Annotated in this window: 16 protein-coding genes; 10 read left to right on the forward strand and 6 right to left on the reverse strand. The window is 41.9% G+C overall.

Going from position 1 to position 22,174, the window contains the following annotated elements; translation table 11 throughout:
- Positions 1-404 precede the first annotated feature (404 nt).
- The 3 genes from ACQFX9_RS25590 to ACQFX9_RS25600 form a co-directional block, all read right to left on the reverse strand.
- Positions 405-791 (reverse strand): response regulator, encoded by a 387-nt coding sequence (locus ACQFX9_RS25590; protein WP_427159366.1) that lies wholly within the window; start codon positions 789-791, stop codon positions 405-407.
- On the reverse strand, positions 788-5,731 hold the full coding sequence (locus tag ACQFX9_RS25595) for a response regulator (protein WP_427159367.1): 4,944 nt from the start codon (positions 5,729-5,731) through the stop codon (positions 788-790). The genes ACQFX9_RS25590 and ACQFX9_RS25595 overlap by 4 nt, the downstream gene beginning before the upstream one ends.
- A 168-nt stretch (positions 5,732-5,899) precedes the next feature.
- A complete protein-coding gene (locus tag ACQFX9_RS25600) occupies positions 5,900-6,124 on the reverse strand; it encodes a hypothetical protein (protein WP_427159368.1) in 225 nt (74 codons plus the stop codon).
- Positions 6,125-6,294: 170 nt separating this feature from the next.
- On the opposite strand from ACQFX9_RS25600, the gene ACQFX9_RS25605 reads away from it, so the two are divergent.
- From ACQFX9_RS25605 to ACQFX9_RS25650, 10 genes are all read left to right on the forward strand, one after another.
- Positions 6,295-6,831, forward strand: coding sequence for a universal stress protein (locus ACQFX9_RS25605; protein WP_427159369.1), 537 nt, complete (start codon positions 6,295-6,297; stop codon positions 6,829-6,831).
- Positions 6,832-6,932: 101 nt separating this feature from the next.
- A complete protein-coding gene (gene hoxE, locus ACQFX9_RS25610; protein ID WP_427163005.1) occupies positions 6,933-7,439 on the forward strand; it encodes a bidirectional hydrogenase complex protein HoxE in 507 nt (168 codons plus the stop codon).
- 131 nt (positions 7,440-7,570) lie between these two features.
- A complete protein-coding gene (locus ACQFX9_RS25615; RefSeq protein ID WP_427159370.1) occupies positions 7,571-9,178 on the forward strand; it encodes an NADH-ubiquinone oxidoreductase-F iron-sulfur binding region domain-containing protein in 1,608 nt (535 codons plus the stop codon).
- 220 nt (positions 9,179-9,398) lie between these two features.
- Entirely contained in the window at positions 9,399-10,115 is a 717-nt protein-coding gene (hoxU, locus tag ACQFX9_RS25620) for a bidirectional hydrogenase complex protein HoxU (RefSeq protein WP_427159371.1), read from the forward strand.
- A 347-nt stretch (positions 10,116-10,462) separates the two neighbouring features.
- Positions 10,463-10,924 (forward strand): DUF3122 domain-containing protein, encoded by a 462-nt coding sequence (locus tag ACQFX9_RS25625; protein WP_427159372.1) that lies wholly within the window; start codon positions 10,463-10,465, stop codon positions 10,922-10,924.
- Positions 10,925-11,073: 149 nt separating this feature from the next.
- On the forward strand, positions 11,074-11,619 hold the full coding sequence (locus ACQFX9_RS25630) for an oxidoreductase (protein WP_103137196.1): 546 nt from the start codon (positions 11,074-11,076) through the stop codon (positions 11,617-11,619).
- Between the two features lie 144 nt (positions 11,620-11,763).
- Positions 11,764-12,378: a CP12 domain-containing protein gene (locus ACQFX9_RS25635; RefSeq protein ID WP_427159373.1), complete on the forward strand. Its 615-nt coding sequence runs from the start codon at positions 11,764-11,766 to the stop codon at positions 12,376-12,378.
- A gap of 154 nt (positions 12,379-12,532) precedes the next feature.
- Positions 12,533-13,984, forward strand: a complete 1,452-nt coding sequence (locus tag ACQFX9_RS25640; protein ID WP_427159374.1) for a Ni/Fe hydrogenase subunit alpha — start codon at positions 12,533-12,535, stop codon at positions 13,982-13,984.
- A gap of 815 nt (positions 13,985-14,799) precedes the next feature.
- Complete coding sequence (locus ACQFX9_RS25645) at positions 14,800-15,498, forward strand: PEP-CTERM sorting domain-containing protein (RefSeq protein WP_427159375.1); 699 nt, start codon at positions 14,800-14,802, stop codon at positions 15,496-15,498.
- A gap of 192 nt (positions 15,499-15,690) precedes the next feature.
- The gene (locus tag ACQFX9_RS25650; protein ID WP_427159377.1) at positions 15,691-16,200 is read left to right on the forward strand and encodes a CAP domain-containing protein; all 510 of its coding nucleotides are present in this window, start codon (positions 15,691-15,693) and stop codon (positions 16,198-16,200) included.
- Positions 16,201-16,329: 129 nt separating this feature from the next.
- Here the strand turns inward: ACQFX9_RS25650 and ACQFX9_RS25655 are convergent, their stop codons facing one another.
- The 3 genes from ACQFX9_RS25655 to ACQFX9_RS25665 form a co-directional block, all read right to left on the reverse strand.
- On the reverse strand, positions 16,330-17,409 hold the full coding sequence (locus tag ACQFX9_RS25655) for an ATP-dependent 6-phosphofructokinase (RefSeq protein ID WP_427159378.1): 1,080 nt from the start codon (positions 17,407-17,409) through the stop codon (positions 16,330-16,332).
- Between the two features lie 307 nt (positions 17,410-17,716).
- A complete protein-coding gene (locus tag ACQFX9_RS25660) occupies positions 17,717-21,223 on the reverse strand; it encodes a filamentous hemagglutinin N-terminal domain-containing protein (RefSeq protein ID WP_427159379.1) in 3,507 nt (1,168 codons plus the stop codon).
- A gap of 210 nt (positions 21,224-21,433) precedes the next feature.
- On the reverse strand, positions 21,434-21,820 hold the full coding sequence (locus ACQFX9_RS25665; RefSeq protein ID WP_427159380.1) for a pentapeptide repeat-containing protein: 387 nt from the start codon (positions 21,818-21,820) through the stop codon (positions 21,434-21,436).
- Positions 21,821-22,174 lie beyond the last annotated feature (354 nt).

Genomic DNA, 22,174 nt, shown 5'->3' on the forward strand with positions numbered 1-22,174 from the left:
GCCACTCTTTTCCACTGAGCAATACTTGTTCAGTGTCATCTTATGGGGATGCAAGAATTTTGTCACCCGCTTTCCCCAAGAGTATTAGCAATTGGTACTATACCAATTCATTCAAAGTCACCAAATCAATCCCAACCCAGAAACCCTTATCAAATAGGGATTTCTTAATCAATGAAGTTTGTAGGTACAAGCCTTCTGTGTCAGACACTACACTTAGCCATCAGAGTCTTTTGAATTGGTATTACATCCTGTCTCAACTTAGAAGTCGATAAATGTTAATACCATTTTATTTTACTTTACACAAGTTAATATTTCCACATTACTGTACTTATCTAAGATATCCTAGACTGCACTGAGAAGCTAGTAAATAAAGTTACTTTTCCATAAATTAAAGTAACGCTTGATTATGGTTCTAAATTCCAGCCCAAAGCTGTAGCTACTTGTCCAGCTAATTCTAAAGGATTAAAAGGTTTAGCGATCGCAGTGGCCATACCTAATTGGGAGTAACGACGACGATCAGAAGCTTGAATTTTAGCGGTTAATAAAATTACCGGGATTTTTTTGGTGTTGGGGTTGGCTTGCAATTTTTCAAAGGTAGCAATGCCATCCATGTCCGGCATCATCACATCCAAGAGAATAGCATCTGGTTGATGAGTTTCCGCTTGGTGGATTCCCTCTTGGCCGGAACTAGCTGTCACCACCTCCCAGCCTGCTACCGTTTCTAGACAGACTTTGGCGACTTCTTGAATATACTGCTCGTTATCAACCACTAGAATTCGTTTGGTTTTCATGATGGCTGTCCTGTTGATTGTTGGTGAGTAATTCTTTGCAGTAGTTCCATAACTCGTTGTTCAAATTCTTGGGTAGTGACGCGTCCTTTGGTTAAAAATTCTGTATGTCCTAGCTTCAGTCTGTTGCGTTCTGATTCGTCTAAATCCTGGGCAGAATAAACTACTAGAGGAATATTACACAGATGATGGTGTTGCTGTAACCAATCAACAACCGCAAAACCATCTGTTTCTGGCAAAATTAAATCTAAAATTAACAAATCGGGATTGACTTCTTGACTGAGGCGAATTGCTTCTCTACCGCTTTTGGCACAAAAGGTTTCGATACCATGTCTTTCAAATAACGTCACTAGTAGTTCTACTAAATCAGGATCATCTTCCACAACCAGAATTCGGGCTTGTTGGGAAGATTTAGCGATAACTTGTCTTAAGGAGTTTAATAAATAACTTTCTTGGACTGGTTTACGTACCCAATCCACAAAATCACTACTATTTTGGCTATTGCTGCTTTGCTTATAGACACTGCAAATCACAATGGGGATTTCTTTTGTCTCAGGTTGCTCTTTTAAGAGTGCCATTGTTTCCCAACCATTCATCCCTGGCATGAGTAAATCCAGTACAATCACGCTGGGATGCTGGTTAGCCGCGATCGCGATCGCTTCTTCTCCTGTCGCTACAGTAATCACGCGATATCCCCCTCTTTCCAAGAGAGTCTGCATTTCTTGACGAATCACAGCATCATCATCGCAAACTAGGACGAGTGGGGATTGGGGATGGGGGAAGGGAAAATCATCTACTAACTCAGGACTGGGGGGAATGGGCAAAATCGGCAGTGTAAAGTAAAATGTGCTACCTTCTCCCAAGACACTTTCCACCCAAATTCTCCCGCTATGTTGATGGACGATACTTTGACAAATAGCCAAGCCTAAACCTGTACCTTCATGGTTGCGTGAATCTGAGGAATCTACCTGTTGAAAGCGTTCAAAAATACTGTGGATTTTGTCAGCCGGAATTCCCCGACCGGTATCTTTAACTGTCAGTAAGACTTCATCACCGTATTTTTGCGCCGCTAGCCACACATTGGCTTGTGGGGAGGAAAACTTGATGGCATTACTGAGTAAATTAGTTAAAGTTTGCACAATCCGGTCGGGGTCTACCCATAGTTGTAGCGATGGACTTTCTACAGAGAGTGTCACTTGGGCTTTATTAGCTAAGGGCTGCATAATACTAACAGCCGATTCTATTAAGTCGGTAAGAATGCAGGTTTCTCGCTCCATTTTCACCCTACCTGACTCAATTCTTTCGATATCGAGGATGTCATTAATTAAGCGGACTAAGCGTTCGGTGCTGTCGGTAGCAATTTGCAGTAACCGCTTACCTTGTTCTGATGCTGCTGGTAATAACCCACTGGTGAGCATTCCCAAGGAACCATGAATTGAGGTTAAGGGTGTACGTAGTTCATGGCTGACGACGGAAACAAATTCATCTTTCATCCTTTCAATTTGTTTTCTTTCTGTAATATCTCTGAGAATTACAGTATAAATAGTATCGCTTTCTATATGTAGTTTTGAGATGGAAGCCTCAGCCGGAAATTCTGTCCCATCTTTCCGACAACCATATATTTCCCGTCGTTCTCCCATCCGTCGCGCCATGCTGGGAGATTGACTAAAACCGTTGACGTGCTGACGATGGCTTTGAGTAAAACGCTGGGGTAACAAGACATCAAGGCTTTGACCGATAATTTCTTGGGCGCAATAGCCAAAAATCTTTTCTGCCCCTTGGTTAAACAGAGTAATATTTTGGTTGCTATCAATGGAGATAATCGCATCATCGGCAATATCTAAAATGCGTGCCAATCTGATTTGAGAAATCCGCAGTGCTGCTTCGATGCGTTGGCGTTCATCAAGTTCTGATTGTAGCTGACGATTGACATTGACTAACTCGGCTGTGCGTTCTGCCACTCTCAATTCTAATTCGTTGTTGGCAGTTTGCAGGGCAGCTTCGATTTGCTTGCGATTACTGATGTCTCTGACTGTACCCAGCATTCGCACAGCCTGCCCAGATTCATCGTAGTAAAATTTACCTGTGCCTTCCAGCCAGTGAATACTGCCATCTGGCCAAACTACGCGAAATTCATGATTATAATCAGTTTTGTGTTGTTGGGCATCAAGAAGTGCTTGCTCTATGCCTGACAAGTCGGCTGGAAAAACGCAATTTTTCCAGATTTCATCAGAACCATTCAGCGTCATCCCCAATAATTTGGCATGGCCATCAGTCCAAGTTACTTGGTTAGTGATGAGATTCCAATCCCAAATGCCTAAATTAGCGGCTTCCAAGGCGAGGGCAAGACTTTCTTCACTTTCTTTGAGGGCAGCTTCAGCACGTTGGCGATCGCGTTGATTACGTAATGCTAAAATTCCATAGGCTAAATCTGCTGTGAGTTCTTCTAACAGCTGCACTTCATGCACATCAAAAGCATTAGGTTCGGCCGCATAAATATTCAAAGCCCCAAAAGTTTGACCATTAGCAATTAACGGTAAAGCAATAGATGCTGCATAACCCCGACTCGTCGCTTGACAACGCCAAACCTCAAACCGACTGTCCGTCAAAATATTTTGAATAATTGTGGTTTTACCTGTACGAATAGCTGTACCAGTCGGCCCTTGACCACGAACTGTATCCGCCCAAGTCAGATGCAGAGATTGCAGATATCCATCCTCATAGCCTGCTTGGGCGACTGGATAAATATCTTTGTGGGGATTATTGTTGGCGTAAGCCACCCAAGCCAAACGATAACCCCCGATTTGGATTAAAATTTCGCAAACTTGGTGGAGTAAATCTTCTTCATTATCTGCCCGTATTAGAGCCTGATTGCAGTCACTTAAGGTTTTTAATGTGCGATTCACTCGCTGAATTTCTGCTTCTACTTGTTTAATGTTGGTAATATCCCGTGTAATCGCTAAATGTACCCAGCTATCATCTGCGGGATTTCGCAAAGGAACAGCGTGAGTTGTCACCCAACGACGTTCACCTTGACGGTTAATCAGTATGAATTCCAAAGTCCCTTTTTGTCCTTGACAGACACTTGTATGGAATTGCAGAAATGTCTGTTGGTATTCAGGCGCAATCACATCATAGATAGACTTACCCACCACAGTATCAGGGTTATCTGCACCTAAGATAGTCAACCCAGCCTGATTAATTGCCAATAAAGTTCCATCAGCCGCCACAATTTTGACGCACTCTGGTTCAGCGTCGAAGATGGCACGATTATCGGGTAAGAAGGGGGAATTGGGGATTGGGGATTGGGGATTGGGTATTGGGGACTGGGGACTGGGGTTTAATCCCTCCTGCACTCCTGCACCCCTGCACCCCTGCACCACTGCACTCTCCGCACCCCTCGCAGACACTCGCCTGAGTAGTTTGACTCGTTCCAGACGGTTGATAATGCGTGTGACTAGTTCTGGCCCCACGATGGGTTTGCTGACAAAATCGTCAGCACCGACGCTATAAACTTGATTGACAATTTCCGCATCACTATGGACTGTGAGGAAGAGAATTGGTAGTTCACTCCATTGGGCATCATTACGGATGATTTGACATAGTTCAATGCCGTTGTTATGGGGCATTTCTACATCTAAGATTAATAAATCAGGATTTTCGGCTGGTAATATTTCCCAAAAATCACGGGGATCATCTAGTGTGATCACTTTGAGTCCCCAAGGATGGAGGAGGGTTTGTAATAAAGCCAGAATTTGGGGGTCATCGTCTACGGCTAGGACTTTAGCTTCGGTGTGGGATAGTGGTTGTATGGGGGCGATCGCTGCTAAACTTTTGCTGCTAGCTTGGGGTTTTGGTAAATCACCATTAGTATTTGATGTGGTAGTTTCTTCGGTGGGTTGACGTGCGGCTACTTCTTGGCGCAATAACTTCACCCACTTTTGCAATTTCCCAATTTCCGCAGGTGTCCAATTTGGTTCTGATTTCAATAGCTGCTCAATTTTCTTGGCTAACTTTGAACCCTCTGGTATTCCAAATGTCCCCAGAGAACCGGCTAATGTATGCGCTTCTTGTTTGGCTTGTAATTGCAAGTCTGTACTACAAATTCCTTGTTTAACGCCAGTAGATGCTGCTTCTAAAACCTTGACTTGCTCATCTACCCGTCCATAAAATCTTGACCAAATTCCTGCTATTGCCGTTTGTGTGGACTCTAATGGCGAATTACTAGATATAGCTTCTTCTTTTTCCCCTGTATTTTGGTTATCTTCTTCCTGTGGTGTGAGTCGATACCCAATACCATACACTGTTTCTATTAAATCTCCAGGGACTCCCGCATTTCTCAACTTCATCCGTAAGCCTTTAATATGGGTGCGGACGGCTTCTTCACTGGGAGTATCTTCATAAGACCAAAGATGCTCCAAAATCATGCTACAGCTAAACACCCGACGATGATTTCGCAAAAATAATTCTAATAGTGCGTATTCTTTTGGTGTTAGTGATAGTAATTCTTGTCTATAGGTAACTTCACAACTGCTAGGATCAAGTCGTAAATTACCGCACTCTAGTATTGGTTGTGATACTGTTCCCCCCCGTCGTAATAGTGCGCGTATTCTGGCGACTAATTCTTCTTGATCAAATGGTTTGACTACGTAGTCATCCGCACCCGCATCCAAGCCAATAGCTTTTTCATGACCACTATCACAACCAGTCAAGAGCAAAATCGGCATTTGTCTCCCGCTAGCACGAATTTGCCGACAAAGACTGATGCCATCTAGCTTCGGTAATATTACATCCAAAAGAATTAAATCATAATCATAAGTTTCTACTAAATCCCAAGCACTATGACCATCAGTTGCCAATTCCACCACATAATTTTGATTTGCCAATACCACACTCAGCGCGGAGGCATTTAATTCATCATCCTCTACAATTAAAATCTTCATATTTAATAAAATTTTAATAATTAATTAACACAAAATATTTTTATCTGTGAAAAATATAGCTATTAATGTGAGTAATTTAAAAGTATCTTAAATGCTATATCTACCTATTATTAATAACTTTTTACAAATATCAATATTTATCAACCTTTAGTTAGACCTAACGCTCAGTCAAAAATTATGACTTAAGCCAGATGTTAAAAGTGCTGAGTGCTGAGTAATGAGTGCTGTTAGCGGTACGCGATCGCTAATAGTATTGTCAAGACAGCTACTTATGATGACAGAAAGAGGGATTGGGGACTGGGGACTGGGGACTGGGGATTGGGGATTGGGGACAAGGTAGAATTGATTTCCTAACTCAGCACCGGCTAAACGCCGCGCTACCGCTAACAGCACTCATCACTACTTCCTTCTTCACAACTTCCTCAAATTCTTGCCCTATAAACATATAGTGTGAGGGAGGTGAGAACTAAAAGATTCGTCCTGCTTATTTTTCTACAGCTAAACATAAAAACTCAATTTGACAATCCAACACCTTATTATTCAAATTACTTGCAGAGGTCTATATGCTGAAAAATATTTTAGTCGCATTGGATCGCTCAGAAATGGGACAACAGGTTTTTGAGCAAGCATTAGCTTTAGCAACAGCCACACAAGGTAAATTATTGTTAGTACACGTCTTATCTTCAGAAGAAGATGGTAGTCCTCACATTCCGATGGTATCCACTTATGACTACTATCCAGGATTAAGCGGTCAAAGCTTTGAAATCTATCAAAAACAATGGGATCGCTTTAAAAATGAAGGTATGAAGATGCTGCAATCCTTCAGTGCGAAAGCCAACACCGCAGACGTACCTACAGAATTTACCCAAATCATGGGTAGTCCCGGACGCACTATTTGTAAATTAGCGACTACCTGGAATGCTGATTTAATCGTCATGGGACACAGAGGTTTTGCCGGAATCAAAGAATTATTTCTAGGTAGTGTAAGTAACTACGTCCTACACCATGCACCCTGTTCAGTTCACATAGTCCATTGTCCAGCCAAGGAACAACAAACCATAACAGAAGATTCCCATAATAACCAAGTAATAGGGGTTTAAGGGTGTGAGGGTGTAGGGGTATGGGGGTTTTAAGAGTGAATACCCCCAGTCCCCAATCCCCAGTCCCCAATCCCCAGTCCCCAATCCCCAGTCCCCCCAAAATGACAACCACATTACCACCAAATCAGACTCATCCGAGTGGAGATAAACGCTTGAAGATGCTAGACGCAACTATTAAGCGTCACCAATATCAACAAGATGCACTAATTGAAATTCTCCACAAGGCGCAAGAACTCTTTGGCTACCTAGAAAACGATTTATTGCTTTATATCGCCCATAGTCTAAAATTACCGCCAAGTCGAGTCTATGGTGTAGCCACTTTTTATCATCTGTTTTCTTTAGCACCACAAGGCGTTCATAGTTGTGTGGTGTGTACGGGTACAGCTTGTTATGTCAAAGGCGCACCAGCAATTTTGGCCAATCTAGAGCAATTAACTCATATCCATGCTGGAGAAACCACTACTGATGGTCAGTTATCACTAATGACAGCACGCTGTTTGGGTGCTTGTGGAATTGCACCGGCGGTAGTGTTTGATAACAAAGTTTTAGGGAATCAAACCCCTGAATCTGTAACCAAACGCGTACAAGAATGGCTGGGAAGAACATAAAGGCAAAAGGTAAAAGGTAAAAGGTGAAAGGTGAAAGTTATGCTGAGTCTCACTTTCTTAATTTTGAATTTTGAATTTTGAATTTTGAATTGTTATTAGGGTATGTGGCATATACAAATTTGGTATAGAACATGGAACTAAATGAATTATTAGAAATATCTCGACAGGAACGTTCTCAAACTAAACCAATACAAATTCGTTGTTGTACGGCGGCTGGCTGTCTTTCTGCTAACTCACAAGCGGTGAAACAACAACTAGAGGCGGCTGTGAAAGTAGAAGGCTGGGAGCAAGAGGTGCAAGTTTCTGGTGTTGGTTGTATGCGTTTGTGCTGTCAGGGGCCTTTAGTAGAAGTGGAAAGAGTGGGTGTAGAGACTCAAGAAGTTCTCTACGAGAAGGTAACACCTGAAGATGCACCAGCCATTATAGAGACTCTCAAAGGTAAAGAGTCCAACCTATCGGTAGTAAGACTAGACCAACCATTTTTTACATCCCAAATGCCGATAGTCTTAGAAAACAGTGGCAAAGTAGATCCAGAAAGGATTCAATCTTACATTGCCACCGGTGGTTATCAGGCTCTTTATCATGTGCTGCGGGATCTGACATCGGTTGAGGTGGTGGATACTATTAGCCGCAGTGGTTTACGGGGACGTGGTGGTGCTGGTTATCCCACAGGTTTGAAATGGGCGACGGTGGCTAAAGCCAAAGGTGAGCGCAAATTTGTGATCTGTAACGCCGATGAGGGAGATCCTGGTGCGTTTATGGATAGGAGTGTGTTGGAGAGTGATCCCCATCGGGTGTTAGAGGGAATGGCGATCGCAGGCTATGCTGTGGGTGCCAGTCAAGGTTATATTTATGTCCGGGCAGAATATCCCACCGCCATCAAACGCTTACAAACTGCCATTAATCAAGCCCAACGTTTAGGTATTTTAGGGAGTAAAATCTTTGATTCTCCCTTTGATTTTAAAATTGATATCCGCATCGGTGCAGGAGCTTATGTTTGCGGTGAAGAAACGGCTCTGATGGCTTCTATTGAAGGTAAGCGCGGTGTTCCTCACCCCCGTCCACCCTATCCGGCTGAATCTGGTTTATGGGGACATCCGACCTTAATTAATAACGTAGAAACCTTTGCCAATATTGCACCCATTATCCGTAAAGGTGCGGATTGGTTTGCTAGTATCGGTACTGGTAAAAGCAAGGGGACAAAAGTTTTTGCCCTAGCTGGCAAAATCCGCAATACAGGTTTAATCGAAGTGCCAATGGGAACTTCCCTCCGAGAAATAGTAGAAAAAATGGGTGGTGGTGTCCCTGATGGTGGTACAGCGAAAGCAGTACAAACAGGTGGCCCTTCTGGGGGATGTATTCCCGCCTCCGCTTTTGATACACCTGTAGATTATGAATCCTTGGCTAGCTTAGGTTCAATGATGGGTTCTGGCGGGATGATTGTCATGGATCAAACTACCAATATGGTAGATGTCGCCCGCTTCTTCATGGAATTTTGCATGGATGAATCCTGCGGTAAGTGCATTCCTTGCCGAGTTGGGACTGTACAGTTACATGGATTATTAACCAAAATTAGCGAAGGGAAAGCATCACAAGCTGATTTACAACTTTTAGAAGAACTGTGTGACATGGTGAAAAATACCAGTTTATGCGGTTTAGGACAGTCTGCACCCAACCCCGTATTTAGTACCTTGCGGTATTTTCATGATGAGTATTTGGCGTTGATTAGTGATGAGTAGTGAGTGCTGAGTGCTGAGTAATGAGTAATGAGTAATGAGTAATGAGTAATGAGTAATGAGTGCTGAGTGCTAAGAGAGAAATAAATTCTACCTTTTCTACCTTGTCCCAGTTCCCAATCCCCAATCCCCAATCCCCAATCCCCAATCCCCAATCCCCAGTCCCCAGTCCCCAATCCCCAATCCCTAGTCCCCAGTAACTATAAATTCGGAGTAAAGCGACGTGACTGTAAAAACTCTAACAATCGATGGTCAATTAGTCAGTGCGCGTGAGGAGGAAACGGTACTACAAGCGGCGCAAGAAGCTGGTGTTCATATTCCTACATTGTGTCATTTAGAAGGCGTGGAGGATGTGGGGGCTTGTCGGTTGTGTTTGGTAGAAATCGCTGGGATGAATAAGTTACTTCCGGCTTGTGTGACAAAAGTTACTGAAGGTATGGAAGTAGTAACTAATAGCGATCGCCTACAAAATTATCGTCGCACAATTATTGAAATGCTCTTTGCCGAAGGCAATCATGTATGCTCAGTATGTGTAGCTAACGGCAATTGTGAATTACAAGACCTCGCGATTGAAATGGGTATGGATCATGTGCGTTTAGCCTACCATTTCCCCGATCGCAAAGTTGATTTATCTCATGACCGCTACGGTATAGACCATAATCGTTGCGTTCTTTGCACCCGTTGTATCCGTGTATGTGACGAAATAGAAGGCGCGCATACCTGGGATATGGCAGGGAGAGGCACAAAATCCCATGTCATCACTGACTTAAGCCAACCTTGGGGAACATCCCAAACTTGCACCTCTTGCGGTAAATGTGTCAATGCTTGTCCCACAGGCGCACTATTTTATCAAGGTTCTAGCGTCGGCGAAATGAAACGCGATCGCGCCAAGCTCGATTTTCTCGTTACCGCAAGGGAGAAGCAGCAATGGAATTTTTAGGGATTGGGGACTGGGGACTGGGGACTGGGGACTTATCAATTCAAAATTCAAAATACCCTTACGGGAAGCAAGCTACAAAATTCAAAATTGAAGAGTGATTGGGGATTGGGACAAGGTAGACAAGGTAGACAGTATTTCTAATTCCCAATTCCCGATACCCCATGCCCAATGCCCAATTCCCAATTCCCGATGCCCAAAATTAGGAGGTGAATCTGATGGCGAGAGTGAGTCGAAAAATCAATAGGAGGAAACAGGGGCGGAAAAATGTTTCTCCGTTATCGATGTGTTTGTCTGCGACTTCCTTCAAAAGTATTTTTTGGTGGCTGCTATTGTTAGCGATAGTAACAATGATTATGTTTTTTGGTTTAGGAAGTCTATATACCGAAACAGTTATTGCATCTATTGAAAAACGAGAAACAGCATCAGCAGAAACTCTCTATCGCTCACAAACAAGATTAACTGATCAATTAGGAAAGACTTGGCAAGTTGTTCTATTTAAACAAGTTTATCCAGGTCAAGGACAAACTTTAAATTTACGGCTAGTAGGATTTCCTGGTTCCGCCGAACTGATTCATCCCCAACCTTTAAAAATCACCACTGCTACAGGCAAAGTCTTCAAGGCTGCTGATGTTTTCTTAGAAGAAGCACCAGCCCCCACCATTGGTCAATATGACTTTCAAGACATCTTGTCAAAATTACCAACAGAACCCCTAGTTTTGAGCATACCTCAACCTGGCGATCGCTCCATCGACATCAACGTCCCCCACTTTATCGTCCAAGAATGGCAGAGAGTGGTGAGTGATGAGTAATGAGTAATGAGTAATGAGTAGTGAGTAATGAGTAATGAGTAATAAGTAATGAGTAGTGAGTGCTGATCTGAGAAATAAATTCTACCTTGTCTACCTTGTCTACCTTGTCTACCTTGTCCCCAATCCCCAATCCCCAATCCCCCAAAATTATGTCTCGTTTGAAATTAGCAACAGTATGGTTAGGCGGATGTTCTGGTTGTCATATGTCCTTTTTGGATTTAGACGAATGGCTGATTGACTTAGCCGCCCAAGCAGATGTAGTGTTTAGTCCGTTTGCAGATATTAAAAAATATCCAGAGTATGTGGATGTGGTATTAGTCGAAGGTGCGATCGCTAATGAAGAACACTTGGAGACTATCCAAATCGTCAGAGAACGTTCTCAAATCTTAATTTCCTTCGGGGACTGTGCTGTGACCGGTAACGTCACCGCCCTACGCAATCCTTTAGGTAGTGCTGAACCAGTTTTACAGCGTTCTTATATCCAAGCAGTTGATCTAAAACCGCAAATTCCCCACGAACCCGGCATTGTACCCCCATTACTAGATCAAGTGACACCAGTACACACAATAGTACCCGTTGATATATATTTACCTGGTTGTCCACCCTCAGCTACACGCATCCGCGCCGCCCTAGAACCACTATTGCGCGGAGAAAAACCACATCTAGAAGGACGCGACTTGATTAAATTTGGGTAATTGGGCATAGGGCATAGGGCATAGAATTTTCTCCCTTGTCTCCCTTGTCCCAATCCCCAGTCTCCAATCCCCAGTCCCCAGTCCCCAGTCCCCAATCCCCAATCCCCAGTCCCCAGTTCCCAATCCCGCCAACCGAGGTAATTTATGTTAAAAGCAGCAGATGTGATGACAAAAGATGTGGCAACTATCCGCAGTTCTGCTACTGTAGCCGACGCTGTGAAATTAATGCGAGCTAGGGACTGGCGGGCTTTAATTGTAGATCGTCGCCATGAACAAGACGCTTACGGCATCATTAGCGAGAGCGATATTATCTATAAGGTGATTGCTTACGGTAAAGATCCTGGTAAAGTTCGCGTCTACGAAGTCATGACTAAACCTTGTATCGCCATCAATCCAGATTTGGGTTTAGAGTACGTAGCCAGATTATTCGCTGATTATCATCTACATAGAGCGCCCGTGATTCAAGGTGGGTTATTGGGTATCATCTCCCTGACTGACATTTTGGCTCACAGTAACTTTTTGGAACTACCCCGAACAGTAGTTTTAGAACAACAATTACAAGACGAAATCCAAAAAGCCCGCGTCGTTTGTGAACAGAAAGGTGTCCGTTCTGAAGAGTGCGCCGCCGCTTGGGATGTCGTAGAAGAACTGCAATCAGAAATCGCTCACCAAAAAGCCGAAAAGATTCACAAAACAGCTTTTGAAGACTACTGCGACGAATACCCAGAAGCCTTAGAGGCTCGACTTTATGATCTTTAGGAGTAATGAGTAATGAGTAATGAGTAATGAGTGATGAGTAATGAGTAATAAGTGCTGAGTGCTGAGAGAGAAATAAATACTTCCTTGTCTACCTTGTCTACTTTGTCTCCCTTGTCCCAGTCCCCAATCCCCAATCCCCAATCCCCTATCACTTATGTCTAAAAGAATTGTTATCGATCCCGTTACCCGGATTGAAGGTCACGCCAAAATTAGTATTTTCTTAGATGATACAGGACAAGTTAGTGATGCTCGGTTTCATGTGACTGAGTTTCGCGGATTTGAAAAGTTTTGCGAAGGTCGTCCTTTATGGGAAATGCCCGGTATTACGGCGCGTGTGTGTGGTATTTGTCCAGTCAGTCACTTATTGGCTTCAGCTAAAGCAGGCGATCGCATTTTATCTGTTACTATACCTCCCGTCGCCGCTAAACTCCGGCGGCTGATGAATTGGGGGCAAATTATTCAATCCCATGCTTTGAGTTTCTTTCACCTTACCGCCCCAGATTTATTGCTGGGTATGGATAGTGACCCCGCTAAACGCAATGTTTTCGGACTCATCGCCGCCGAACCAGAATTAGCCCGTGGTGGTATTCGCCTGCGTCAATTTGGTCAAGAAATTATTGAATTATTGGGAGGTGCAAAGATCCACCCAGCTTGGGCTGTTCCTGGAGGAGTCAGAGAACCCCTCACACCAGAAGCACGCACCCACATTCAGCAACGCATCCCCGAAGCTAAAGCAACTACTATCAATGCTTTAGATAAATTCAAGAACCTCTTGCAAGACTATCAAAAAGAAGTGCAAACTTTCGGTAATTTCCCTAGTTTATTTATGGGTTTAGTAACTCCTGATGGCTTATGGGAAACCTACGATGGTTATATTCGCTTTGTTGATAGTAATGGTAATATTATTGCTGATAAACTTGACCCCACAAACTATCAAGATTTTATTGGGGAAGTTGTTCAACCAGATTCTTACTTAAAATCACCCTATTATCGCCCCTTGGGATATCCAGAGAATAATGGTCATAGCGGTTTAGATAGCGGAATGTATCGTGTAGGGCCGCTAGCACGTTTAAATATTTGCAGTTCTATTGGGACACCGTTAGCAGATCAAGAATTACAGATATTTCGTCAACTCGCACAAGGTGCAGTCACATCATCATTTTTCTATCACTATGCTCGTTTAATTGAAATTCTTGCTTGTATTGAATATGTCGAAATCTTTTTAGATCATCCAGATATATTATCAAATCGATTACGTGCGGAAGCTGGTGTCAATCAATTAGAAGGTGTTGGCGTAAGTGAAGCACCACGAGGGACATTATTCCATCATTATCAAGTTGATGAAAATGGCCTGATGCAAAAGGTCAATTTAATCATCGCTACCGGTCAAAATAATCTAGCGATGAATCGCACAGTCGCCCAAATTGCCAAACATTTTATTCAAGGTACAGAAATCCCCGAAGGGATGCTTAATCGTGTCGAAGCCGGAATACGTGCTTTTGACCCTTGTTTAAGTTGTTCCACCCACGCCGCCGGACAAATGCCATTGCAAATTCAATTAGTCGCCTCAGATGGTACTCTACTGGATGAAATCTCCCGTAGTTAATTTCACCCGTTTGTAGTAAGGACTTTAGTCCTGATTTATGAGGACTGAAGTCCTCACTACGAACCTTGTCAACAATTAAGAATCCTGGTTTTCAATAAACCAGGATTTTTAAACTGGAATTTTACCGAAATTGTTAGCCTGTAATTAAATGCTTGTTTAATTTTATAGATAAGTTAGCCAAAATTATGCAATATCCACATATCTTTTAGCAAGTATGACAATTTGCCTTATAAACTATCTTTCTAGAAAATTATCAGAGATTTATATTAACAAAAAAGATGTTAAAGTATTGTAAAGCAAGGATTTCGTGTTTTCTTAAAATTCTATTTTTACAAAAATATTTTCAACATTAATTAAGCTAGTAACGTTAAACTTGATTAATTTGTTTTTTATATACTTAGACTGTGTTTATCCGTTATGTTTTTGCAATAGTAATATAGGGAGATGAGTTAACTATTCAGGTTTATTTGTCACTCACATTTGATGAGAAAAAATACATTGCATATGTTGTTTGCTGGCACCATCAATTAGAAAATCAGAAATATTTTTACTGGTGGTAATGTTGTCAACAGAAAACATGAGGCAGTCTGTCAGAGGATTTTGGAATTGTTTCATCTCTGAAAGTAATGATGTTCTTTATCAGAGATTCACTTAATTATTAATTTCATTAACCTAACCATATTCATCATATTTTAGTAGGTTTACTTTATTTAATCTTCAAGAAACTTTTCGTATATATACAGTTCATGTTTATGTTGGTGACAACTTAGATTAGATACAGTTCTACTCACACATTAGAAAGACTAATCATCGAAATGTTAAATAAATTATCTATTGCATTATTAGGTTTGACAGCTGTAGTGATGAGCAGCAATCCCGCTAGTGCTGTAACTCTGAAAGTAAACGCTGGCCCGTTCTCATCTTACTCTGATGTTAAGACTGTCACTTTTGATGATGTTACAGGTAAAGGTACAGCTAAAGACCCCAATGGCTTTGTAACTTACAGCAATATTACTGATAACATTGTTATTGGTAGCAAATCTGGTCAATATGCCTCACCATACGGAGACAATACCAATTATTTAACAATTGCTCCTGTAGGTAGTGGAATTGCAGGTAGCACTGGTTCTGTGACTCTGGATTTTAAAGAAGCAATTGATTACTTCGGTTTCTATGCCGGTTCATTAGATTCTTACAACTTTGTTGACATTTATAGTGGCGGTAAGTTGCTGAAAAGTTTCAGTGGTTCAGATGTCCCAACCGCTATCGCTAACGGAAGTTGGACTAGCAAAGAAGCTAATATGTTTATCAACTTAGTTGGTGAAAACGGGGAAAAATTTGATCGCGTTGTGATGCGTACCAATGGTATTGCGTTTGAAACTGATAACCACTCCTATAGACTAGCTAACCGCAGTGTTCCCGAACCCAATGCGATGTTAGGCTTGTTAGCAATAGGTGCTTTTGGTGCGACTTCCGTTGTCAAAGGTTTAAAAGACAAGACAGTAAAAGACTAGTTGGGTAAATAGATTGGCTGTATTTTAGTTGATGCAGAACCCTGGTTTTATTAAAGAACCAGGGTTTTTGCGCGATCGCAGGGTCAAGTTGTGATTAAAATCAGGTGTTTCAAGTATTTGCACAGATAGATATTGTGCTTTAAAGGGTAAAGGCGGATACTCAAGAATGTATCCCACATTCAGCGCAACACTATGGAACTTGGTATCATCCGCAGCACTCTTTTGAGTGTTGTTTCTGTGACGCTCATTTCAAATAGCGCGATCGCATTTTCCGCCGCTAGTCCCATTGTTCAGTTTCAGCAGATAGCACAATCTCAGATTGACACCGAAGCTATAGAAGCATCAGTATTTCAGCAAGTGAATCAATATCGAGTTTCTCAAAAGCTACCACCCCTAACCCGTAATGCAGCGATAGACAATCAAGCCAGAATCCACAGTCAAAATATGGCTAGTGGAAAAGTTACGTTTGGACATAACGGAGTAGAAGAACGACTCGACGCGATCGCAATTCCCTATAATGGTGCAGCTGAAAATGTTGCTGACATTGACGTGAGAAATTCTGCTACTCTAGCTGTAGAAAAATGGCTCAGTAGTCCCAGACATAAAACCAATATTGAGGGAAATTTCAATCTTTCAGGGGTGGGTGTAGCTAGCAATGGTAGCAAAATTTACGTAACGCAAATCTTTCTGGAATCAGAATAGAAAAGGCAAAAGGCAAAAGGCAAAAGGTAAAAGTAAATATTGCTTTTTTGTACCAAAAAAAGAGTAGCAGAACAGATAACTTTTTACCCAGTCCCCAGTCCCCAGTACCCAGTCCCCAATCCCCAATCCCTACTCCCCTAAATAAATACCTAAACCACGAGCAGTTTTAACTAGAGTATCTTCTGGGTTAACTGCTCTATATTGAGCGATAGCTTCTGCAATGGGTACGGTGATTACTTGGCGATTTTGCCAGGCTACCATGTAATCATACTTACCTTCCTCAATTAGATTAACGGCGGCTACACCAAAAGCAGAGGCGACTAATCTGTCTAGGGGTGAAGCTGTACCACCGCGTTGGATATGTCCTAAAACTGTAACTCGCGTTTCTGCACCGATGCGATCGCTAATTTGATCGGCTAAGTATTCTCCAATACCACCGTATCGGGATTGACCTAAACGATTGGTTAAGGTGCGAATTTCTCCTTCTTGAGTGCGTACTGCTTCCGACACAATAATTAAACAATAGTTTTTGCCTTCTTCTTGACGGTGTTTAATGTGGTAGCAAATGTCATCCATACTGTAGAGAATTTCGGGAATTAAAATCACATCTGCGCCACCCGCAATTCCCGCAGCTAGAGCAATGTGTCCAGCATCACGACCCATGACTTCTAAAATCATGACTCGACTGTGAGAAGCGGCGGTAAAATGTAATCTATCTAGTGCTTCTGTGGCGATATTGACTGCTGTATCAAATCCAATGGCGTGTTCAGTAATGCCGATATCATTATCAATGGTTTTGGGAATACCGACTAAGTTGATTCCGCCTTGTTGTGCTAGGTGACGCAAAATCGCTAAACTACCGTCACCGCCTATACCAATCAATGCATCTAAACCTAGTTGATGATAGCCTGCAATAATTTCCGGTGAGCGATCGCATATACTACCATCAGTCATCGGAAAGGCAAAGGGATCGCCTTTATTGGTAGTGCCTAACATTGTGCCACCAGAAGTCAATAACGGATCAACTTGCTCAGTTTCTAGTTTAGTTACCTGCGGTGGACGCGCCATCAATCCTAAAGTTGCTTGGCGGATTCCTAATACTTCCCAACCTTTACCACTAGCACAGTGAACAACGGCTCTAATTACCGCATTTAAACCAGAACAATCTCCGCCACTGGTCAAAATGCCAATACGCTTACTTTTACCCATGTTTTTAACGTTGCAAACGTGAAATACTTGCACCTACTGCTAAAGTGAGCTGATAATGAGTAAATCTGATTTTCTATGCTGATTTTTGTTGATTAAATCTCTATATTGCTTGATTTCAAACTAAAATCGACACATCAAACTAGTGACAACAAAATTTTGCTGTCATTCATTTCTAAGCTCACTTTTAATTACTTTAAAAGTCTAGGATAATTCTTGTACACCATATTTCTCAGACATATAATTTCATTATTTCAGAATAAATATTTACGGTAATTATTAAGTATTTTGTAATTTGATGTAGCTAAGTTTAACTATTACAAACTGGGTGTGTAAATGCTGATTTTTGGGATGTTGCATTGGGGATGTTGGCAGTTAAAATGAGATTGCCATTACTATCAGATACTAAAGCTTGAGCTTCGATAATAGGCGTTTCCGGTGAACTAGTGATTTTAGTGTAATTAGTGTGATTTTGAGCAGTATTGTTGATATTATCCACATTAATCCAGTTAGCGATCGCTGACTCATTCTGGAGTGTATCGTAGGGATTTGTAGGTATACCACCCTTACCTGTGATTAAAAATTGATTGCTTCGTCTGGCTCTACTTTCGCCAGCGTGACATTTTTGTGCTATTTGATTAGAGACATCAAGCAGATTTGATGGCAATTCAGTTAAACCCCGACTAGGGTCTACTTCTGGAGTATTAATTTCTACCGTACCGCTTAACTCTGGAGTTGCCCCAGTGGCGGTAATATCACTTTCTGGCGTTAAGGAGGTGCGAAATTGTGTACCGATAATACCTTGAGCCGAGACTTTCACACGACCACCCCGAAAATCAGCCGAATTTGCACTGATATCACTATTTTCAAAGGCGGCTAACAACTTGGTGTCAATGTTAATATTACCTCCAATCACATTATTTCCTATGGCGTTGGTGGTGATGGTGCTATTACCACGCAATAATATGAGGTCTGGAGAACTCAGGTTAATATTAGCCTGGAGTTGATGAGGATTATTACTTGCACCGCGAGTATCAGCACTGATGAAAGCTTGATTATTCAACTCTATAGAACGGGTATTGACAAATAAGTTACCAGCACTACCGCTTCCTCGATTCCGTACTGCTATCCCTGCACTATGAAAAACTTCTAATACATCGGTTTTGATGATCAAGTTACCAGCATCACCCTTAGACTCTGGAGTACCGGAAACGAATAAACCGCTAGGAAACGCCCCATTTATTGCTGTCCCGATTAATTGCACTCTATCGGGAACATTGACTGTTAAATTACCACCTTTGCCGTCGCCGCTAGTGCTAGCAGCAATTTGCGCTCCATCGCGCACTAACAACTTAGGAGTGTCTACTATCAGATTACCAGCATTTCCTATGGTATTTGCTTTGCTGTCGGTGCTAGCAGGAATTTCCACTGCATCACTCACAAACAACTTAGGAGTGTCATCTGTCAGATTACTAGTATCATCCGTAACTCTGTAGGTAGTGATAGCAAACAAGCCACTAGGGAATGAATTCTCATTTTTAGAAGAGCCAATTAATTCAATCCATGATGTAGCTTTCACCGTCAAATTACCACCATTACCTAAGCCAAAGGTACTTGCACTGATTTGCGCTCCATCTTGCACCAACAGAGTAGAGGTATTGACAGTAAGTTCTCCCGCATCTGCGGTACTACCAGCATTAGCTTGAGTAAACAAACCACTGGGGACATTGAGACGCGAAACACCGATGAGTTTTATTCCATCAGTGACTTCAACATTTAAAACTCCCCCTTTACCTGTGCCAAAGGTGCTTGCGCTTACCTGCGCCCCATCTTTTACTAATAAATTACCCGTGAAAAGATTCAAATTACCAGCATCAGCCGTGGTTCTGGGATTTGCTCTGGTAAATAAACCGCTAGATATCCCATTAGGGGAAGTCCCCAAAAGTTGCACTTGTTCAGACGCATTGATGGTTAAATCACCACCGCGTCCCCGATTAAAGTTATTAGAGCTGATTTGTCCGCCATCTTGGGTGAATAAAATTCGAGTTTTGATATCAATATCGCCTGCGTCTCCCGTTCCAGGCGCGTTAGTAAATAAACCACTAGGTAGAGTGCTTTTAATTCTCAAGCCTTGAGCAGAAGATAAAGATATTAAAGAAGCATCAGGGGCGGGATCATCTACTAAAATTTCTCCACTGAGGAAATCAGCAGGAATTTTGCCTCTGGGTGAAGTACCAATAATTTCTAGTTTATCTGTAGCATTAATGCTTAATTTACCAGCTTGACCTTCACTAAAATTATTGGTGGCTATCTGTGCGCCATCTGTAAGAGACAAAACTTTGGTGTTAATGGTGATATTTCCACTATCTCCACCTTCAAAAGTTCTAGTAAACAAACCACTGGGATTTAGTTCATTTAATGTACTCCCAGATAAAGTGACGGATTCAGTAGCATTGATAGTTAAATTACTTCTTGCAACTGTGGCGATCGCCTGATCATAACTTAATAAACTAGGAGCCGCACTTCCAGAAGAATTAGTGAGAATTTGCGAACCATTTTCTACTACTAAATGGCGAGTATTTATAGTTAAATTTCCTACTTGTTGGTTAATATCTCCCGAAGCTGTGGCAAAGAGCCGACTAGAACGCTGTACAGTGGTGTCTGGGTTGCTGTTGAGTTGTACTTTCCCTGATGCGTTGATAGTCAAGTTACCTTTATCTATGCCCAGATAAGAGCCATCTTGAATTAACAAATTTTGCGTATTGACGTTGAAATTGCCGCTATTGCTCCCAGAGACTTCTGAGTGAATGGAACTGTCACGAGATAGTTGGATGTTTTCTGTCGCCAGCAAATTTATATCAGTCTGGGCTTTTAATGTGCCGCCATTAATAAAAATATTTCTCCCTACAACTTGCAATGCACCCAAAGAATTTATATTTGTTGCTGAGGATATCTGAATATTACCCAAATCAGGTGCTTGGTCAAAATTAAGAATAGTGCCTAATTTCGTAGATGTTAAGCCGACAAAACCTGCTGATGATAAACTGCCTAATTCTATTCTGCCCCCAAACTTTGAGATACTCAAATCGGCATTTTCTAAAAATATATCGCCACCCACTAAAGCTAATGTTTGATCAAAGGATACTTGCAAGTCAGCTCTATCTAACAGAGGTTCGCCTTGAACAGTGATATTTCCTGGCTTGGCAGTGAATTCTAACCCAATGGGTGTTTCCAGCGTTTCCACTTGAGTCAGAGGCTTTTCTTTATTTATGCCAATTTGTAAGCCGATGGGAGTTTTAACTGTCAGTAAAGGTGAACTTTCTTCGGGTTTGGTACTAAATTTTTCACCATTATTAAAATTAATACTATTAGCGGTACTAGCAAAAAACGACCCGCCGATTTGCAGTCTAGCCTTAGCACCGAAACTGATACCATTAGGATTAATCAAAAATAGATTAGCTCTAGGATTTACCTGAATTAACCCATTGATATACGATGGTTTGTTTCCTGTAACACGACTGAAAATATTTTGAATATCAGTATGATTGTTAAAGTAAGCTATGTAATTTTCTGGTAAAGAAAACTCAGAAAAACTGTGAAATAGATTATTCCCAATCTGAGTGCCACCTTCAATTAAGAAAGTCTCACGAGATAAGGTAACTTGAGAATTATCGGGTAATGTTTTATCTTCAATAATCTCTGCTACAGCAGATTGACTGTGATTTAGTATGACAGATGTCGTCACAGCCAAGATTGTTGTCGCTGTGAGACAATGGGGAGATTTTTGTAATTTTTGTAGCCTGTGGTGAAGCAACACCTAATTAACTCTATTCATTGAATATGTGTAATCTCGTTAGTAATAATTACACATTTTCTCTACCTGAAAGTAACTTTTGTCATTAACTATGAGAAACTTCAGGATTTCTTTAAGAATACCCTATTCTCCCCCCTGCCCCCGTTCGGCTGACGCTCACGGCGGAAGCCTGCCCCCTGCCCTTTGTCCCGAATTTTCCTGTGTTGCTGAAGACTAATCTTTGTGCTGCAAACCGGCGGTTATGGGGTCAAAGTTGGTAGGAAAATGGGTATTGCGATCGCAATCAGCTTTTTCTAGCATTGCTCCTTGCAAGTTGGCGTGACGCAAATCCGCCGACATTAACATTGCTCCTCGTAAGTCTGCATTTTGTAAATTGGCTTGACTCAAATCAGCAAAGCTCAAATCAGTACCCCTCAGATTTGCACCACTGAGATTAGCTGTACTCAAATCAGCGTAACTCAAATCAGAGCCTTTCAAGTTCACGCCTTGCAAATCCGCATCACCTAATTCGGCTCGGCTAAAATCCCTCTCACCCAGATGGTACTTTTCCATCAGAGTGGCTACCGTACTAATTGGCTGTTGGTAATTAACTTCAGACATAAAACAGCCTCACATCAGAATATTGGGTCGGTGTTTGATTGTGTTGCGCTACACAAGTTAATCATAGAATTACCATAGCTGCTAGGTGGTAATTTCAAATAAAAAATTAAAAAATCGAAAAACTCAGGATTTGGGGGTGTAAGGGTATAAGGGTGTAATACCAATTCACAATTCGCAATTCGCAATTCGCAATTAAAAAACTTAGATGCAGCAAAACTTTCAGGGTTTACATCTGTATCAGGTTTTTCGTGAAATGGGATAAGGGTGTAGGGGTGTGGGGGTGTAAGCAATACCGTTCGGTTAAGAAATTTTTAGGTTGAGTCAGGTGGGCTGGAGGAGAGAAGAATTACCGAA

This window comes from Aliinostoc sp. HNIBRCY26 (genome assembly GCF_050235535.1).
Lineage (GTDB): Bacteria > Cyanobacteriota > Cyanobacteriia > Cyanobacteriales > Nostocaceae > Trichormus.

Excerpts from the sequence above, each read along its gene's own strand:
- ACQFX9_RS25640 (WP_427159374.1), top strand. The coding sequence starts at position 12,533 with ATGTCTAAAAGAATTGTTATCGATCCCGTTACCCGGATTGAAGGTCAC.
- ACQFX9_RS25655 (WP_427159378.1), bottom strand. The coding sequence starts at position 17,409 with ATGGGTAAAAGTAAGCGTATTGGCATTTTGACCAGTGGCGGAGATTGT.
- ACQFX9_RS25645 (WP_427159375.1), top strand. The coding sequence starts at position 14,800 with ATGTTAAATAAATTATCTATTGCATTATTAGGTTTGACAGCTGTAGTG.
- ACQFX9_RS25615 (WP_427159370.1), top strand. The coding sequence starts at position 7,571 with ATGGAACTAAATGAATTATTAGAAATATCTCGACAGGAACGTTCTCAA.
- ACQFX9_RS25630 (WP_103137196.1), top strand. The coding sequence starts at position 11,074 with ATGTCTCGTTTGAAATTAGCAACAGTATGGTTAGGCGGATGTTCTGGT.
- ACQFX9_RS25650 (WP_427159377.1), top strand. The coding sequence starts at position 15,691 with ATGGAACTTGGTATCATCCGCAGCACTCTTTTGAGTGTTGTTTCTGTG.
- ACQFX9_RS25605 (WP_427159369.1), top strand. The coding sequence starts at position 6,295 with ATGCTGAAAAATATTTTAGTCGCATTGGATCGCTCAGAAATGGGACAA.
- ACQFX9_RS25590 (WP_427159366.1), bottom strand. The coding sequence starts at position 791 with ATGAAAACCAAACGAATTCTAGTGGTTGATAACGAGCAGTATATTCAA.
- ACQFX9_RS25595 (WP_427159367.1), bottom strand. The coding sequence starts at position 5,731 with ATGAAGATTTTAATTGTAGAGGATGATGAATTAAATGCCTCCGCGCTG.
- ACQFX9_RS25625 (WP_427159372.1), top strand. The coding sequence starts at position 10,463 with ATGATTATGTTTTTTGGTTTAGGAAGTCTATATACCGAAACAGTTATT.
- ACQFX9_RS25635 (WP_427159373.1), top strand. The coding sequence starts at position 11,764 with ATGTTAAAAGCAGCAGATGTGATGACAAAAGATGTGGCAACTATCCGC.
- ACQFX9_RS25665 (WP_427159380.1), bottom strand. The coding sequence starts at position 21,820 with ATGTCTGAAGTTAATTACCAACAGCCAATTAGTACGGTAGCCACTCTG.
- hoxE (WP_427163005.1), top strand. The coding sequence starts at position 6,933 with ATGACAACCACATTACCACCAAATCAGACTCATCCGAGTGGAGATAAA.